Below are 16387 nucleotides of genomic sequence, written 5' to 3' on the forward strand. Positions count from 1 at the left end.
GCACATGCGCTCCGTCTTCACTCCGCTGCCCGTTGCCTTGCGCAGTCCCTCATGACAGGAGGTCGTGACCGCGCGTGCGGATGGCGACTCTGCTTGCAGTTAGACTGCAAGTGATTTCTACGAAGAGGCATGCACGAAGGGTCGAATCAGATGCACGAACTCGCAGGACGGCCGGCACTTGTAGGCCGTCGCCCTCTTCTCCGCCGGATCTGGGCCTATGTGGAGCTCACGAAGCCGCGCGTCTTGGAGCTGCTGCTCCTGACGACAGCTCCCGTGATGGTGCTTGCCCAGCGAGGGATTCCCGATCTGTGGCTGATTGCCGCGACCGTGACTGGCGGGATACTCAGCGGAGGGGCGGCTGCGGCGTTCAACATGTATCTCGACCGGGATGTGGACGCGCGGATGAGGCGGACGGCGAAGCGCCCTCTCGTGACCGGTGAGGTGTCGCCTCGCGCTGGGCTTGCATTCGCGTGGGCTCTCGCCGTCGCATCGACTGCGTGGTTCCTCATCACCGTCAATCTGCTGTCGGCTGCGTTGTCCGCGTTCGCGATCTTCTTCTATGTGGTGGTGTACACGGTGCTGCTCAAGCGCCGGACTGAGCAGAACATCGTCTGGGGAGGAATCGCGGGCTGCTTTCCCGCGCTCATCGGGTGGAGCGCGGTGACCGACACGCTCTCCTGGCCAGCGGTCGTGCTCTTCGTGTTGGTCTTCCTCTGGACGCCCGCCCACTACTGGCCGCTCTCAGTGAACTACCGCGACGACTATCGCGCCGCAGACATACCGATGCTCGGAGCTACGCGGGGCACACGCCACGTCGCCGCGCGGGTGGCCATTTACGCGTTCGCGACAGTGTTGTGCTCGATGGTGCTCATCCCGGTCGCCGGGATGGGACTGCTGTATTCGGTGGTCACCGTCGCGTCGGGTAGCTGGTTCCTCTGCGACGCCTGGCGCTTCTATTGGCAAACCCGCACATCTGACGCGGCGGGTGACCGGCCCATGCGCGTATTCCGCAGCTCGATCACCTATCTCGCCCTCGTCTTCGTCGCGGTCGCCATAGACCCCCTGCTCCATCTGACGCTCTGAGCCGAGGAATCCCATGGCGCGATCTCATTCTTCCAGCCTGATCCGCAGTGCAAATCGAAAGGCGAATGGTGGGAATCACCCTTCTCGTCGTCCATGTGACGGCCGCGATCTTGTTCATCGGTCCGCCGACGGTCGCCGCGTCGACGTTCCCTGGATACCTTCCAGCCGCAGACTCCGAAGACCGCGGAAGATCGTGTCGCAGGTGAATGAGTGTGACCGTCAGCCGGTCAACGAAGACCAGTTGGTGCCGAACGCCTGCCCCTGCCGCACGCTTCCTGGCCCCACCGCGTGCTTCGTGACGGCGCCCTTCGACAACAGCCTGCCACGGCCTGGCCAACTCCTCGACCAGGCAAGCGAGATGATGCCGAGAGATCCCCATGAACAAACAACTGCTGTGCGAGAACCGCTCGATCAACCGTGATCGCCACATCTGGATCAGGCCACCCACCAGCAGAAACACATCACCCGCAACCATGCGCCAGCTCGTAAGGAGCTGTTGTCGTTCCGTTCTTGAGGGGTGAGCGTCGAACAGGAGTCTCGATCGGGTGGTCGCAGCTGGTCGCGGGCATGAGAGGGGCAGGTCCGCGAGAGGTTGGGCCGGGATACGGAGCCGACGGCCGCCGTGATCGACTCGCAGTACGTCAAGGCGGATGCCATCGTCGGTGCGGACGGCCGCGGCTTCGATGGCGGCAAGCTCGTCAACGGCCGCAAGCGACACGTCGTGGTCAATACCCTCGGCCTGCTGCTCGCGGTGATGGTCACCGCCGCGGACATCGGCGACCGCGCCGCCGCCCAGGTCCTGCTCGGGCAGGTGGCGTCGGGGCGCGGGCGGCCAGGACCTCAACCGCCTCGGTGACATAGCGGTAGCCAGTGGTGGTACTCACGCCGAACCCGGCCCCGAACTGCACATACGGATGACCGTTGCGGAGATGGGCGAGGGCGAGCAGGGCCTGCCGACCTGCGCTCAGGCGCCGCCACCGTGCGCCGAGACCACGGCGGTGTTCCCGCAGACAGGCGGAGAGGAAGCGGAGGGCAGAACTGGACACGTCCGGCCCGGACGGGTAAACAAGCACGTGAAGCCTCTGGTAGAGACGGATCTCTTGGTCGAAAACCCATCTACCAGGGATTTCACCCTTGTGTCAGGCCAACTGGCAAGCTGCCGAAGCAGGATCGAACCGCTCCTCGGCTATGAGTCCGGCGCATGCGAACCCCGGCATCATGGGCTGGTTGTCCTGATGGGTGCACTGCTGCGCCCGTGGTGTCGACCACTGAGCTCGGCGTCGAGTGTCTCCTGAGCCACGCGCATGGCCTCGGCATAGACGGGGTCCTGCAGGCGTTTCCACATCTCGTCCTCAGAGACGTCCTCAACGCAGCTGACCACCCACCAGATGTTGCCGAAGGGGTCCTTGATACGCCCTCCGCGCTGTCCGAAGGCGTCGTCGGCCAGGGAAGTGACGACATGGCCGCCGGCCGCGACAGCTTGTGAGAACGCCTCGTCCGCGTCGGCGAGGAACACGCGCAGCAGGCTCGGCATGGTGGGCCAGTCCGCATGTCGGTCGAAGGCCAACACGACAGTGTCGCCAACTCGGATCTCACCGTGACCGATCAAGCCATCCTCGGTCGATACCCGCCCGAGCTCCTCACCCCCGAACGCCTGGGTGACGAAGTCGAGGAAGGCCCCCGTGTCATCGGTGACGACCCAGGGCGCAACGGTGGTGTAGCCCTCCGGCGCGGCGCTGGTCTGCTCGGGCATCGCGGTCCTTTCGCTGAAGTTGGTGGCAGGCAACGACGATAGGCGTGAATTAGGTCAGCACCTGTCCTGGACAGCAGTGAGCTTGGGTCGCAACCAGCGCTATCTCACGACTGCTCGCGCTGCTCTTGCCAAACCCCGCCAAGGACCCCTGGCACCGTCATCCTGAGGTTGGAAAACGTTCACGTCGGCTGTTCCTGCTTCAGGAGCGGGTGCAGGGTGCAGGCCAGCGCCATCGGAAAAACCGGCGAGCAATCGTCAAGAGTTGTGGGTGGCGTCTTCTGGGTTTGAGGCGGTGATCTCAGCTGCGGCAAGACGGGCTTCCTCGCGCACGTCCTGGTCGGGGTGGTTGAGGAAAGGCTCGATCACCGGTAGCGCCTTGGGGGCGTGCGTGGCACCGAGGATGTAGATCGTGTGGCCAAGGATCTCGGTCTCCATCGTCGGCATGGCAGCGGCCAGCGGCTTGAGGAAGTCAAGGGGCAGGCGGTGATGGTTGAACGCCTCACTGACCGCGTTCAGAGCGGACTCCCGGACCCGGGTGACGGGTTCGTTGACGGTCAGACTGACCAGACGCCCGACGACGAGGCGGGCTGTATCGGCGTCGAGGGCGGTGCCGCGCAGGAGATCCCCGAGCGAGGCGGCTGCGACGTCCCGCCGGCCCGGATCGCGGTCGGTCAGAGCTTCGAGTGCAGCGGACATGTCCTTCACGCTGTCACCTCGGACCGCGCGACCACGCCGCTCTCGAACCGGGCTCCCGCACGGACGAGCGGCACCAGGTGGGCGCCGGTGATCGCGCGCCATCGCGCCTGGGCGGACTCGACGAGCCCTCGCCGACGATCCCGTCGATCAGGGAGGCGGGCTGGGTGGAGCCGTCGTCGGTGACTACGCTGAGCACGGGCGGGCCTTCCCGACCCACGCTGCGAACGCGGGCCCACTCGGTGACCATCAAAGGATCATTCGGGGAAGGTACGCCCTCCGTGTCCCTCCCCGCACCGATCCACAAGTTCTGAGCATTGCTCGACTGGTGCACCGGCGGTCATCGAGCGCCCGGAAAAGCGAATCGTGTACTTGCACCCTGCGGCCTGTCCCACTCCATGCAGAGCAACATTCAGCAACAGCGGGCTGATCACGCCGTGAGGCGTGCCCTCCTCGGTCGGTGCGAACCGGCCGCGGTCATTCATGCCCGCCTTCAGCCAGCCGCGGATCAGGTCCCTGGCGGGGAACTGGCCGTGAACCGCTGCGGGTCTGGTGCAGGCTCCGGAATACCCTGCCTTGGGTGGAGTCGAGTTGCTTGGTTTCAGGCTACTGGCGGGGGCGGAGTTGGTACCACTCCGCGCTGAGCATGCCCAGCGCGGAGTGGCTGCGCCGGCGGTTATGGGAAGATTTCCAGGTACTCGAAGAGCGGTGGACAGCTCCAGGCGTGTCCGCCACCGTCTGCGGTTGAGCAGTTCAACCTGAACCCGGACCCTGAAGGACTCCATCATCGCGTTCGTTGGGTGGTCGAGAGGATGTTCATGGTGGGACCTCCAGTGCGCCCCGGGGAAGTCGTCGCACTGGAGGCCGTTTTTGGGGCTTCCTGATCGGATGAGGAAGTCTCGGTTCTGCCGACATTCTGCTGGGAACCTCAGGGCGTCTCTTCCCGCGTGGTCTTTGGTCGGAGGAAGACGCAGGCGCCGAGGTTCATGGACTGCAGGGTGTGTCTTTTGTGCAGTGAGGTCAGGCTCGCGCAGCCGCTGCTGGTTCTTCGTTGGCGGAGGCGAATTGACGCAGGGCGAGGGTGGCTCCAACGCCCGGGATGTGTGCGGTTACCTGCCCCTTGTCCAGAGAGTCACTACCAGCAGATGCGCGCTTCAAGCAGAGACCCGCGCGGTTCCGGACGGCGATGGGCTAAACCGCTTCACTGGGCGAGATCCCGGCACGGCAGGCGCCGGACTCGGGTCCCGCAGCTCGTCGCCTGAGCAGTCGACGAGCGTAACAACGAGGCCGAGCGAGACGCCGAAGGAGAACCGACATACGAGCAACAAGATACAGTATCCCTGCAGGTTCCGGTGCGGTGAGGTCGAGGGCGGCCCACAAGGAGGCGTGAATGGCAGAAGCGAAAGATGGCGGCTCGGCACGGTATCCGATGGGTCCAACGATGATCTTGATCCTGCAGGCGCGATCTTTGGAAGCGCGAGTCGAGGACGGGCTGAAGGCGATGGGCCTGTCCCTACGCCGACTGGGTCTTCTGGGGCATCTGCGGGCGGATCCGGGAATTTCGTTCAGCGCGCTGGCACGGCGTGCAGGCATCAAAGTGCAGAGCCTGCACCCGATTATTGAAGTGCTGATCACCGAAGGTTATGTCGTCACGGTCGGTGGCGTGGGCCAAGGCCGCGCGGCGGTGATCGAGTTGACGGATCAAGGCGTCGAAGCGATAGAGCGCGCGAACCAGCTCCTCGCCGAGTACGACCACGACGTGTTTGCCGAGGATGAATGGAAGGATCTCGGTGGCGCCCTCACTCGGCTTGGAGAGGCGCTGTGGCGTCAGCGCGCTGCTTCGTCTCGATCAGACACCGAGTAGTCACCCCCTGCACCAGCCGAATTCGTTGGGGGATCGCGAGCCTTCGAATCGGGGCGCAATTGCCTCGGAGTCCCGGTTGAACATCGAGCGGACGCTCTACCTCCAGGTGCCGCTACCTCCGGGGCAAACCTGTGCGATGGTCAGCTCCCGTCCGGCTTGTGCGGAGGCATACGCCGATCTACTCCCCCTATGGCCGGCGGTGAGGTCGGCCTGGCAACCAATCTTTTCGATCACCGTCCATGCTGAACAGCCTTCCCGCAGTGCCTGTCCGTGGCAGGTCCAGGCGCCGGATCTCGGTAGCAGACCGGTCTACCGGCTGCAGAATCATCGGCCCTTGAAGGGGCCCCGCAAGAGCTTCGCCTCGACCGACTGCCCAATCTGGTGGTGAGAGCACATCCAGCTCGGTGGGCCCATCGTTGGCGTCTGGGACAAGCTCAGCGGCCAAGGGCTGTCCCGTAATCCGCGGTGGTTCATAGCGCGGCGTCGGATGCGATGCATCGCAAGGCGGAGGGAGGTCCGCATACTGGATGCATTCGGATGATGCGGCAACGCGGCGAGGTGCCGTAGCTGTCGTCGCGTGCCTGCCGGGGATTACGGGACAGCTCCTTGTTTCAGATCAAGGCGTGAGGTCCGGCTCGAAGAGGTCCGCGGTGCCGGGACCGGGCGCGCATCCCTACCCTCGGCCCCATGCGCGACGAATCCGCCCTGCTGAACGTCATCGATGTGGAAGCCACCTGCTGGGACGGGCAGCCGCCGCCCGGCTCCGTGAACGAGATCATCGAGATCGGTCTCACCGTCGTGGACGTGTCGGACGACGCCGCGTGTCCCGGCACCGTGTCCTGGTCCGTCCTGCCCGGTCGGCGGTGAGCGACTTCTGCGCCGAACTGACCGGACTGACGCAGGCCGAGGTGGAACGGGGCGTCACCTTCGCCGAGGCATGCCGGATCCTCGTCGAGGAGTACGAGGCCGGTGAGCGCCCCTGGGCGAGCTGGGGCGAGTACGACCGCCGGCAATTCGCTCGGCAGAGCCAGGCCGACGGGGTGGCGTACCCATTCGGCTATCCCACGGAGCGCACCCACACCAACGCCAAGGCCGTATTCGCCGCGGCCTACGGGCTGCGCAAGAAACCCGGCATGGACCACGCCCTGCAGATCGCCGGACTGCCGCTCGAGGGACGCCATCACCGCGGCGAGGACGACGCGTGGAACATCGCCGCAATCGTCGTCGATCTGTTGGGCCGCGGGGCATGGCCAGTCACGGCCACAGTCGTCTAGAAAGCGTTCCGTCGAATCAAGGCTTGCGGTCCATTCACCACCGAACTCAGCTACGCAGAAAGGGAGTTGCTCGCACCGTTTCTGCCGGTAGGCAGGAACGGTACATGTTCCGAGCGGCTGCGGTCGCAGTTCGAAGGCGTGATCTGATGGTTCCGCACCGGCAGCCCTTGGCGGGACAGGTCGGCCGACCACGGCGCCTGGCAGACCGTCTACCACCGTGTGGCGGGATGCGGGCGTCTTCGAGCAGCTGATGGACGCAGTAATCGCCGAGGCGGCACGGCGGGGGCAGGTGAACCTGTCGCTGGTCAGCGTGGACTCCGCAGTTGCCCGCGCCCACCACCACGCGGCCGGGGCGGTGGTGCGTGAGGAGGTACCGGCCTCCCTCGAAGAGGCCGTTGCGGATGAAAAAGGAGCCGGGCAAAGGAACGACAGGCGCAGGACGTCTGGGGCAGCAGCGAGCTTGGCGCCCCCGGCAGAACGAGCGGCGACGACTGCGGCGCAGACGCCGGGTCCGTCTGAAGGCTGCTCGGCCGGGCCGCTCGCGCGGCGAACTGACCAGCAAGGTCCCCCTCGCCGCCGAGCGGCGCTGCCGCCTTCCGTCCTTCGAACTGACCGAGGGGCAGATGGCCGACAGCCCCCACCTCGTACCGGATGCACTCGGATGATGCGGCAACACGGCGAAGTGCCGTGCCGGGCGTCGCGAACCGGTGAACCCTTCCTGTCACAGCAACGGCGACCGGACTCTTCTGGCGGCGCTGCTGCAGCCGTCTGCCGCCGCCGCGGACCGTCGACCGAACAGGCTGAGCCCGACCAACGGAACGTGACCGGTGGCCGGGCTCAACGGGTCAGACCATGCGCCAGTCCCAGGCCTGGGACGGCATGCCGTTGCAGTCGTAGAGCTGAAGGTCGCGCCCCGGGCTGAAGTCACCGGACGGCACGTCGAGGCACTTGCCGGACATGGGGTTGCGCAGGGCTCGGTTGTCGTGCCACCAGAGCTGCGAACCGGTGCCGTTGCAGTCGTAGAGCTGAACCCGGGTGCCATTGGCCGTGGACCCGCCGGCCACATCCAGGCACTTGCCGAAGGCACGCATCTCGAACACATTCTGCTTGAGGATCGGGACGCGGCTCCACGCCTGCGAGTTGGTCCAGTTGCACGAGTAGATCTGTACGGGAGTGCCGTTGTCGCTGCGGCCTCCCTCCACGTCGAGGCAGAGGTCGCGGCCGCCCACGTTCCAACCCACCCCCTTGTCGGTGTCGTTCACGAACCGCCACGCGTCCTGATTGTCATAGCCGATCCAGTCGGTGGAGATCATGTTGGGCATACGCCCGTGCGTGGCGGACTCGCAGGCAGTCTTGACCGTCTGGTAGAAGTCGTCGTAGGTACGGGAGCTGAACTGGTTGTTGAAGAACAGCTTCTGGAATGCCCGCTGTCCGCTCGCGCCGTACCTCCCGCCGACGTCCAGCGGGTCGGAGATGCCGTCTCCGCTGCGGTCGGTGCACTGGCGGATGCCGTTGTCGTAGTGGTTCTGGATCGTCCAGTCCCTCATGGGGAAGATGCCGATGTCCTCCCGGTCGACCTTGCCGGACAGGACCAGCAGCCGCTGGTTGGTATTGACCATGTCCTGGACGCGGGGCCAGCCGATTGAGTCGACTCTCCAGGCGTGCGGGTCGAACATCATCGAGCGGGCGCCGGGGACGGAGTCGAAGGCCTCGGCCAGCAGGTCCTTGGAGGCATTGTCCTCCAGCGTGAGGACGAAGACTTCCTGTCGGTTGCTGTTGAGGAAGTCGACGATGGTTCTCAGGTGGTCGGCCAGCGGGCGGCCCCACTGGCGGAACACCTCACCGTGGCCGGTGCGCGCGAAGGGCGGGCGGTCGTCGCCCGTGCCGTAGCTGTAGTCATAGACGTCGAGTTCGGTGGCGCGCACGCCCTGGTTCCACAGCTGGTCGCGCAGCGAGTACGTCTGGTTGGTGAACGGCGCGCTCATGCCGTCGGGGCCGTTGGCGTAGCCGTTGTGGCTGCCCAACAGGGTGACCTCGTCGAGGTGGCGCTCGCCCCATCCGCCGTCGGGCAGCTCGGCGTGCGCGGGCGCGGTGAGGACGGCGGAGAGCAGGCCGGCCAAGGCGAGTACGGGCAGGAAGCGGCCGAGGACGGCCCTGCTCCATCTGCCGATGGTGTGGTTCATGGATCCGCTCCGTTTCGTCGGATGTCGTTGCGGGCTGTCCAAGGCTCGGCGCGGGTTGCCAGGAAGAGCTCAACGTTCGATGAACGTCGCGGCGGGGAGGCGACGGGAAGGCGGCGGCGTGTTCCAGGGCGTGCTCGGGAAGGGACACGGCTACCATCCTGGCCAAGGGGTGCGGTCATGCGGGGGTTTGAACAGGCACAGGGACCGTCGAAGAATCTGACGGTGCGTCTGCTGGGGCCGGTCGGTGCAAGGCGTGGCGGTGAGCGGATAGCGCTCGGACCGCCGCAGCAGCAGGCGGTGTTCGCGATGCTGGTACTGCGGCGTGGGCACGTCGTCACGATCGGGCAGTTGGTGGAAGGCGTGTGGGGATCGACTGCCGCGCCGCGCTGCGCGTCCTCGGCGGTACGCACCTATGTCTCCCAGTTACGCGCGGCCCTGGAACCGGACCGGCCCGCGCGGTCCAGAAGCCGGTCGATCGTCGCCGCGGAGGGCGGCTACCGGTTCCTGGAGTCGGCGGTGGACGTGGACAGCGAGGTGTTCGCGCGCGAGACCGCGGACCGGCGCGATTCTGCCGAGGTCGTGTACGAGCGGCTGTCACGCGCGGTCGGACGCTGGCGGGGCATCGCTCTGGCCGGGGTGCCAGGGCCCTGGGCGAAGCACCACCGCGAGCAGTTGACTGAGTCCCTGTTGGCGGCGCGCGAAGACCTGTACGCCGCAGCCGTCGACCTGGGACGGCACGAGGAGGCCGTGTCCGAACTAGCATCAGTGGTAAAGGAGTTCCCCTTGAGGGAGCGGTCGCACGGGCTGCTCATGCTGGCGCTGCAGCGCGCCGGACGCCAGGCAGACGCCGCTCGTGTGTACGACGAGGCGTGCGAAGTCCTGGAGCGGGAACTGGGGACGCGGCCGTCAGCGGAATTAACGGAACTGCATCGCGGACTCCGCGCGGGGCACACGGTGCGTTCCCCCGCGTGGCCCGTGGGCACCGACGTCCGTCCCGCGGCCCCACCCCTCCGCCCGGACCGGTTGGCAGGCGCCTTCGGGCTCCAGCGGCAGTCGTCCATGGGCGCGGACCGGCGGCCCGGCGCACCCGCGATCGTCGGCACTCCGCGAGGCGGCACGGTGATGACCGCCGCACCGCTGCCCTCCGACATCGGCTGCTTCACGGGGCGTGGTCGGCTCGTCGAGGAGATCGGGGCGCACCTGCTCAAGGCCCGCCCCGGGCACAGCCGGGCCGTCGTCATCGCGACCGTCACCGGCATCGGCGGCGTAGGCAAGACCGCGCTCGCCGTCCATGTGGCACACGGCCTGCGCGAGGCCTTCCCCGACGGCCAGCTGTACGTCAGCCTGCGCGCAGGCTCCCATCCGGCGGATCCGGCCGGTGTGCTCGCCGATCTCCTCTCCGCGCTCGGCACCCCGCCCGAACGGCTGCCGCTGGACAGGGAAGAGCGGGCAGCGCTGCTGCGCACCCTGCTCGCCGACCGTCGTGTGCTGCTCGTCCTGGACGACGCCCGTGACGCCGCCCAGGTCCGCCCGCTCCTGCCCGGCACCGCCGGATCCGCGGTACTTGTCACCACCCGGGCTCCTCATCTCGCCGTACCCGGCGCCCGCTCCTTCGCCGTGGACATCTTCGCCGAGGCCGAGGCGGTGTCGTTGCTCGGCACGCTCGCGGGTGCCGCACGAGTGGCCGCGGAGCCCGAAGCCGCCCGGGACCTGGTCGACTCCTGCGGCCGCCTGCCGCTCGCCGTGCGTATTGTCGGTGCCCGCCTCGCCGCCCTCCCCTGCCAGGGCCTACGCGCTTTCGGCGCGCGGCTGACCGACACCCGCGTATTACTGGACGAACTGAGCCACGGCGACCACATGGTGGAGTCCGCCTTCCGGCTCGGCTACGACGCCCTGCCCCCCGACCTGGCCCGGGCCTTTCGCTTCCTGTCCCTCCTCGACACCCCCGACCTGCCGCTGCCGGTCGCTGCCGCTCTGCTCGGCACGGAGGTGCACACAGCCGAGGACCTCGCCGAGGCCTTGGTCGACGCCGGGATGCTGGAGTCCCCCGCCCCGGGCCGCTATCGCCTGCATGACCTGCTCCGGCTCTACGGCCGAGGCCACGCCGAATCCATGGAGCGCGCCGAGGACCGGACGGAGGCGCTGCGCCGGGTCCTGGCCCTCCTCTACGGCAGCGCGGTCCACGTGGCACACACGGCTCTGCCGGACAACACCCCCTCCCCCGCCTGGCTTCACCCGGCGGACCACACGGGCATCGCCTTCGAGGACACCGATCAGGCCCGGACCTGGTTCCGCGCGGAGCACGCCGTGCTGACCGCTGCCGTGGAGCAGTCGCTGGCGTCGGTCCCCGACGCCCTGCGGATGGCCGTGGACCTGTTGATGCTGATCGCGGTCTGCAGCCTCTTCCCGAGCCGTGGTCACTACGACGAGGCTTGCCGGCTCGCCGGATCGGCCGCCCGCCGGGCCGGGGAGGCCGGCCAACCCGAGTACCGGGCCAGGGCGCTGCACACCCGGGCCTGGCTTTCATGTCTGGTGGGCAACTACGCCGCGGCGGAGGCGGACCTGCGCGCCGCGCTCCGCTGGGCGGAGGCCACCAACAGCCACCAACGCCTTCACATGTCAGGGGTGCTGCTGGCACTCGTGCTGCGAGCCACCGGACGCGTGCAGGAGTCGGAAGTCACGATGGCCAGGGCCGAGCGGTACGCGGGCGACATGGACAACCCGGCCAGCCCTGCCGGCCTCGCCCGGTTCGTGGCCCGGCTGCACGTTGCCGTGGGCGCGGACCAGCCGCCCTCCGGGCTCCCCCTGATGACACCACTGATGCGTCAAGTGGACGCCCACGGCACATCGCTGGTCAGGGCCGAGGGAGTGATCCGGCTGGGGGCCACACTGAGCGGAACGGCCAAGTCGGGTGACCGGTCACAGGCGGAGGCGGAGGACGGCGCGAGGACCAGCGGACAGGGGGCTTGACCCCGCATCCCGGGCACGGGCTATGCGGCTGCGGCTGCGGCTGCGGCTGCGGCTGCGGCCAGGGTGGTGCCGCATCCGGCAAGCTGCAGAAGGAAGTTGCCGCAGCCATCGCTTTCGCGTGGGCACCGGCCAGGATGCCTGGGGCCGGCAGCACCCCGAAGCCCACTGCCGGGTCACGCCAGCCTCTCCGTGGGGAGCCGGTACGGCAGCTCCAACCCAAGGATGCCGGGGCGCGGAAGAGGACGGGCGGGTGCGTCCGCGCCCTCGCCGCTGAGCGGGGCCCGCCGGATCACCGGACATCAGCTGCGCGTGCTCGACTCCGTGCCGTCTCCGACGCGTCGGGAGCGCCAGCCCGGGTTTCTGCCGCTGAGTGCCGGAGCGCGCTCGAACAGGGCCGGGCTTCCGTGGCGCACGCCTCGCGCACGGATCGACATGCCGCGGCTCGCCCCTCGTCATGTAGGCCTTCGGTCTAGATGATCAATTCCAAGGGATGCCTGCGGAGGGTGTGGGGTGGGCGGTGGCCGAAGCCACCGCGAGACGGTCAGGCGGCAGGCTGCCGGCCCTGGTTGTCGAGGTGGCAGCGGGCGGTCAGGCGTCAGGGTCGACTTCGGGGTGCGTGAACCGCACGGGCTTGCCCAGCGACCGGGCGTAGGCGATTTCGGCTCGGGTGCTGTCTCCGATGTAGTCGCCGACTACGAGCACCTCATCAGCGAGCCGAATCTTCGCCCGGTGCAGATCGTCGAGTCGAACCTTCAGCGCCTCGGCCTCGACGGGATCGGACCAAAGTTCGTGCGGCGACTTCATATCACAGCCCGGTTTGACGACAATCTTTCCGGCTTTGGTCTCCCGCAGATCGGCCTCGTTCATCTCGGTCATGAAGCGGGTGGAACCGCAGATCACGACGATACGCGGGAGGCTCAACAGCTTCTTCGCGTCGGCGAGCCTCTCCTCGGGGGTGAGCAGTTGCGGGTATGACACTGGTTCCTCCTGGTGGTGTGGTCCAAGGGGTGCCTGCGGAGACGAGAACGAGGGTGTCCAAGATCGTTTTGTGACGAACGACGTGGGCACCCTCGCGACAGCACTCTATGCGACGACCGACGACATCCTGAAGGAGCATCCTGGGCTGGCGCCGTGGCGCCCGCCGGTCGGCATTACGCCCCGCCTGAGCGATGCCGAACCGGTCACCCTCGCCACGATGCAGGCCATACTCGGCTACACCTCCGAGGCCAAATGGCTCCGCCATGCCCGTGCCCACCTGCGCCACCTCTTCCCCTACCTGCCCCAGCAGCCCGGCTACAACAAGCGGCTGCGCAAGGCCGCCGGTCTGATGCGAAGCGTCAACCGGATCCTGGCCACCACCACCTCGGTGTGGAGCGACGACGTATGGCTCGTGGACTCCACCCCGGTGGAATGCGGCCGCTCCCGCGAGACCGTCAAACGCTCCGACCTGGCAGGCTGGGCCGAATACGGCTACTGCGCCAGCCACAGCCGCTTTTCTGGGGCCTGCGCCTGCACCTGCTGTGCACCCTTCAGGGCCTGCCCATCGCCTTCGTCCTGACCGGGGCCAAGGCCGACGAACGCGAGACCCTCCTCGACCTCCTGGCCGCCGAATGCGAGCTTCTGCGAGAGCGCCCCCGACAGACTCTCATCGACGACAAGAACTACTTCGGCCGTGGTTTCGAACGCGAACTGTCCCAGCATGGAGTCCAGTTGCTGCGGCCTGCCCGTAAAGGCGAACGGGAACGGCCTGGTGCCGCCCTCTTCAAGCAGCTGCGGCAGGTCATCGAATCGATCAACGAGACCTTCAAGGGACAGCTTGACCTCGAACGGCACCGAGGGCGCACACCCGGAGGTGTCATAACCCGCGTCATGCAACGCATCCTCGCGCTGACCGCCGCGATCTGGCACAACGACGCGACCGGACAAACCGTCCTACGCTCACTGATCGCCTACGATCACTGACCCCTTGGATAGATCATCTAGCACGTGTCCGGGCGATCTTGTAGTACGGCGGCAACTAGATCGTGGATGAGGAACTCCCCGGGGGCGCGGTTCTCCTTGAGCCGGGTCAGGTCGTCGGGCCCGAACCAGTGGTAGGTGGTGTGCTTGGACCATTCCATGGCGGGATGGTCCAAGTCGCCGTCGACTTCGACGAGGTAGTCGGCCTCGCGCCGCATCCCGTCGCCGTCGTCGCCGGTCCAGGTGGTGACGCCGAGCAGTCGTCGGACTCGGCGCAGACGCCAGCCGGTCTCTTCCTCGACTTCCCGCATGAGCGTGTCCAACAGGTCCTCACCGGGCTCGACGTGGCCGCCCACGATGTCCCAGCAATCGGGGAACAGCCGCCGGTGGGGGCCGCGTTTCTGGGCGAAGGCCCGGCCCTGCCCGTTGAGGATCACCGCGCCTACCGCCCACAGTTCGCCGTCGGCGGGCACCGGCACCTCGACACCGCTGTCGACGATGACGTTGGGGTGCTAGTCTGCAGCCATCACCCCACTGTAGGGCCCGTATCCGATCACAACCTTGGCGCATTGCCCGGAGCATGGCGAGGCGGGGAAAGCCGTCGGACAAGGAGTGGGAGCGGCTTAACGCTGCTGCCGGTGAGCAACAACCGGTGCGGCCGCTGGCGCGACCACCGGCAAGTGATCAACGGGATACTGCACCGGGTGCGGACCGGGGTGCCGTGGCGGGACCTGCCGGAACGGTTCAGCCCCTGAAAGACAGCGTATGAGTGCCACCGGCTGTGGTCGGCCGACGGCACTTGGGAGCGGCTGTTCCAACAGACCTTGGCCGTCGCCGATGCCGACGGGGCATCGACTGGGACATCTCGGTGGACTCCACCGTGATGCGCACCCACCAGGACGCGGCCGGCGCCCGCAGGACACCACTCCTGCCCCCCGGTGCCGAGGCGTTCAGGGCCGTCGCCAGCCGCTACGACAAACGCGGCTACTTCCTCGGAACCGTCACCCTCGCAGCCCTGGCCATCTGGCTCCGCACATGATCACCCGGACGCTCCCTAGTCGATGAAGACGCTCCAGGCGACCGCGTTGAGGTTGTCACGCAGGAAGATGTCGGTTCCTGCCAGGCGCTCGTCCCAGGAAGGCATCAGCTCCGCCGCGCGTGTGACGACCGCGTCCATCCAGACCTTCAGTTCGGCCTGTCGGTTGTTGTGCGGAACCTTGGCAGCGGCCGCGCTCTCCTTCAGGTCGACCGTCCGCAGCGCCTCGGCGGCGGCGGTGCGGAGGTCGCGGATGAACTCGCGGTTCGTCGCCACGTCCTCGGGGGTGCCGGGCAGGGCCATGTGGCCGGTCACGATCGTGTCGAAGTCGTACTCGAGCAACTCGTTCATGGCCTCGTAGTACGCGGGCACGTGCGCGGAGAAGTACAGCCGGAAGAACGGTGCGCTCTTCGGCGTGAAGCTGTCGATCGCTCCCATGAGCCTGTGCTGCGGGAGGTGGATGAACAGGTTGCCGGCCACATGCCAGTCCCTCGTGTAGTCGAGGACGAACCGGACCCCGTCGATGTCCATCTCCGTGTGCCAGCCGCTGAAGGTCTCGGTGGGCAGCGGGCGCCGGTCGTCCTTGGCCTCCTTGATGAGGTCGCCGGTGATCTCGTGCGCGATGATCTTCAGGCCGTCCCGGTTCAGCAGGTGAGCGGCCCCGATGTGGTCGGCGTGCGCGTGGCTGTAGATGAGGTGGGTAAGGGGCTTGGGCGTGACCGACTCCATGGCCTCCAGCAGTTTGTCCCCGAGGAACGGCGAGGCGTCCACGAGCACGACGCCATTCTTGGTCACCAGGAACATCGTGTTGATCATCCCTTGCGTGACGAGGTAGGCATCACCGCCCAGGTTGGTGACGGCATACCCGGTGGACTCCGGGATGTCCGGCCCGAGGGCGAAGTCAGGCACAGGCTTGAACTCGGTCACGGTGATCTCCTCTTCGCGGTTCCGTCCGGCGGACGGGCGTGGCGATGTGGGTGTGAACGGAGGACGTTCGGGGCCTGTTCGACCCCAGGAGGTCGGGGCCGGGGACGGCGGGCTCGTCGCTGGCGGCGATGGCCGTTCCGGCTTGCCGCCACTCTTCGAGGCCGAGTCGGCCGAGCGGGCGACGATCCTTGAGCCCGTGCCCCGTCGGCCGGCTGAACGGTGCGGGCGCAGGCCCGTGCGGAGTCCCGCCGTACACCGCCGAAAAGTCCGATGGGGTCGTATCCAGAGTGGCAGGGGATGCACGGCTGCGCAGGAGTTGTTGCAGGCATCGGGAGGTCCTCGACCCGGCTGGTGGCTTCTCACGCAGACCACATCTCCCCAAGAGCTCTGGTGCCCGATGGAGTCCGATGGCGGCGGCTTCTACAGGGGGCGAGGCAGCCTTGAGGTGCAACGGAACACGACACCGCCCTCGGCGGTCGGGCCACCGGACCGCCCCTGGAGCGGACGCCTCGGAGGCGGTAGCCGCGCCGAGGGGCGACAAGGCGCGTAAGCCGCCCTCCGACGCCTCGAGCCGACTTCCCCACCGCTACGCGTCCACTCAATGGCTGCCCAGCGGATTCGATGACCACCAAGTCAACGTTCGTT

At 67.4% G+C, this 16387-nt stretch carries 10 protein-coding genes and 4 pseudogenes; 7 read left to right on the forward strand and 7 right to left on the reverse strand.

Going from position 1 to position 16387, the window contains the following annotated elements:
• The first annotated feature begins 150 nt into the window (after window positions 1-150).
• Together ACIQCZ_RS24225 and ACIQCZ_RS24230 are read left to right on the forward strand one after the other, a co-directional pair.
• Window positions 151-1083, forward strand: coding sequence for a heme o synthase (locus ACIQCZ_RS24225; protein WP_402284775.1), 933 nt, complete (start codon window positions 151-153; stop codon window positions 1081-1083).
• A 592-nt stretch (window positions 1084-1675) separates the two neighbouring features.
• Window positions 1676-1939: a transposase gene (locus ACIQCZ_RS24230; protein WP_402284776.1), complete on the forward strand. Its 264-nt coding sequence runs from the start codon at window positions 1676-1678 to the stop codon at window positions 1937-1939.
• Here ACIQCZ_RS24230 and ACIQCZ_RS24235 read toward each other — a convergent pair.
• The 3 genes and pseudogenes from ACIQCZ_RS24235 to ACIQCZ_RS24245 form a co-directional block, all read right to left on the reverse strand.
• Window positions 1899-2156 (reverse strand): annotated as a pseudogene (locus ACIQCZ_RS24235) (transposase family protein); the annotation flags it as partial. The gene ACIQCZ_RS24230 and the pseudogene ACIQCZ_RS24235 sit on opposite strands and share 41 nt — an antisense overlap.
• A gap of 143 nt (window positions 2157-2299) precedes the next feature.
• Window positions 2300-2836, reverse strand: a complete 537-nt coding sequence (locus tag ACIQCZ_RS24240) for a VOC family protein (RefSeq protein WP_402284777.1) — start codon at window positions 2834-2836, stop codon at window positions 2300-2302.
• A 255-nt stretch (window positions 2837-3091) separates the two neighbouring features.
• Window positions 3092-3532 carry a HEAT repeat domain-containing protein gene (locus tag ACIQCZ_RS24245; protein WP_402285053.1) on the reverse strand — a complete coding sequence of 147 codons (441 nt, stop codon included), beginning with the start codon at window positions 3530-3532 and terminating at the stop codon, window positions 3092-3094.
• 1387 nt (window positions 3533-4919) lie between these two features.
• Here ACIQCZ_RS24245 and ACIQCZ_RS24250 point away from each other — a divergent pair.
• Both ACIQCZ_RS24250 and ACIQCZ_RS24255 read left to right on the forward strand, forming a co-directional pair.
• Window positions 4920-5393, forward strand: coding sequence for a MarR family transcriptional regulator (locus tag ACIQCZ_RS24250; RefSeq protein WP_402284778.1), 474 nt, complete (start codon window positions 4920-4922; stop codon window positions 5391-5393).
• Window positions 5394-6080: 687 nt separating this feature from the next.
• Window positions 6081-6667 (forward strand): annotated as a pseudogene (locus ACIQCZ_RS24255) (exonuclease domain-containing protein).
• 845 nt (window positions 6668-7512) lie between these two features.
• Here the strand turns inward: ACIQCZ_RS24255 and ACIQCZ_RS24260 are convergent.
• Complete coding sequence (locus ACIQCZ_RS24260; protein ID WP_402284779.1) at window positions 7513-8850, reverse strand: RICIN domain-containing protein; 1338 nt, start codon at window positions 8848-8850, stop codon at window positions 7513-7515.
• 177 nt (window positions 8851-9027) lie between these two features.
• Between ACIQCZ_RS24260 and ACIQCZ_RS24265 the strand changes: the two genes are divergently transcribed.
• Window positions 9028-11820, forward strand: coding sequence for an AfsR/SARP family transcriptional regulator (locus tag ACIQCZ_RS24265; protein ID WP_402284780.1), 2793 nt, complete (start codon window positions 9028-9030; stop codon window positions 11818-11820).
• A gap of 588 nt (window positions 11821-12408) precedes the next feature.
• On the opposite strand, the gene ACIQCZ_RS24270 is transcribed toward ACIQCZ_RS24265, so the two are convergent.
• Window positions 12409-12798, reverse strand: coding sequence for a hypothetical protein (locus tag ACIQCZ_RS24270; protein ID WP_327275178.1), 390 nt, complete (start codon window positions 12796-12798; stop codon window positions 12409-12411).
• A gap of 70 nt (window positions 12799-12868) precedes the next feature.
• Between ACIQCZ_RS24270 and ACIQCZ_RS24275 the strand changes: the two are divergent.
• A pseudogene (locus ACIQCZ_RS24275) lies at window positions 12869-13782 on the forward strand (IS982 family transposase).
• A 17-nt stretch (window positions 13783-13799) separates the two neighbouring features.
• Here ACIQCZ_RS24275 and ACIQCZ_RS24280 read toward each other — a convergent pair.
• The gene (locus tag ACIQCZ_RS24280) at window positions 13800-14258 is read right to left on the reverse strand and encodes an NUDIX hydrolase (RefSeq protein ID WP_402284781.1); all 459 of its coding nucleotides are present in this window, start codon (window positions 14256-14258) and stop codon (window positions 13800-13802) included.
• A 101-nt stretch (window positions 14259-14359) separates the two neighbouring features.
• Between ACIQCZ_RS24280 and ACIQCZ_RS24285 the strand changes: the two are divergent.
• Window positions 14360-14692 (forward strand): annotated as a pseudogene (locus ACIQCZ_RS24285) (transposase); the annotation flags it as partial.
• Window positions 14693-14833: 141 nt separating this feature from the next.
• Here ACIQCZ_RS24285 and ACIQCZ_RS24290 read toward each other — a convergent pair.
• Window positions 14834-15742: an MBL fold metallo-hydrolase gene (locus ACIQCZ_RS24290; RefSeq protein WP_402284782.1), complete on the reverse strand. Its 909-nt coding sequence runs from the start codon at window positions 15740-15742 to the stop codon at window positions 14834-14836.
• Between the last annotated feature and the right edge of the window lie 645 nt (window positions 15743-16387).

Origin of the sequence: Streptomyces sp. NPDC093149 (genome assembly GCF_044754145.1) — a bacterium.
Taxonomy (GTDB): domain Bacteria; phylum Actinomycetota; class Actinomycetes; order Streptomycetales; family Streptomycetaceae; genus Streptomyces.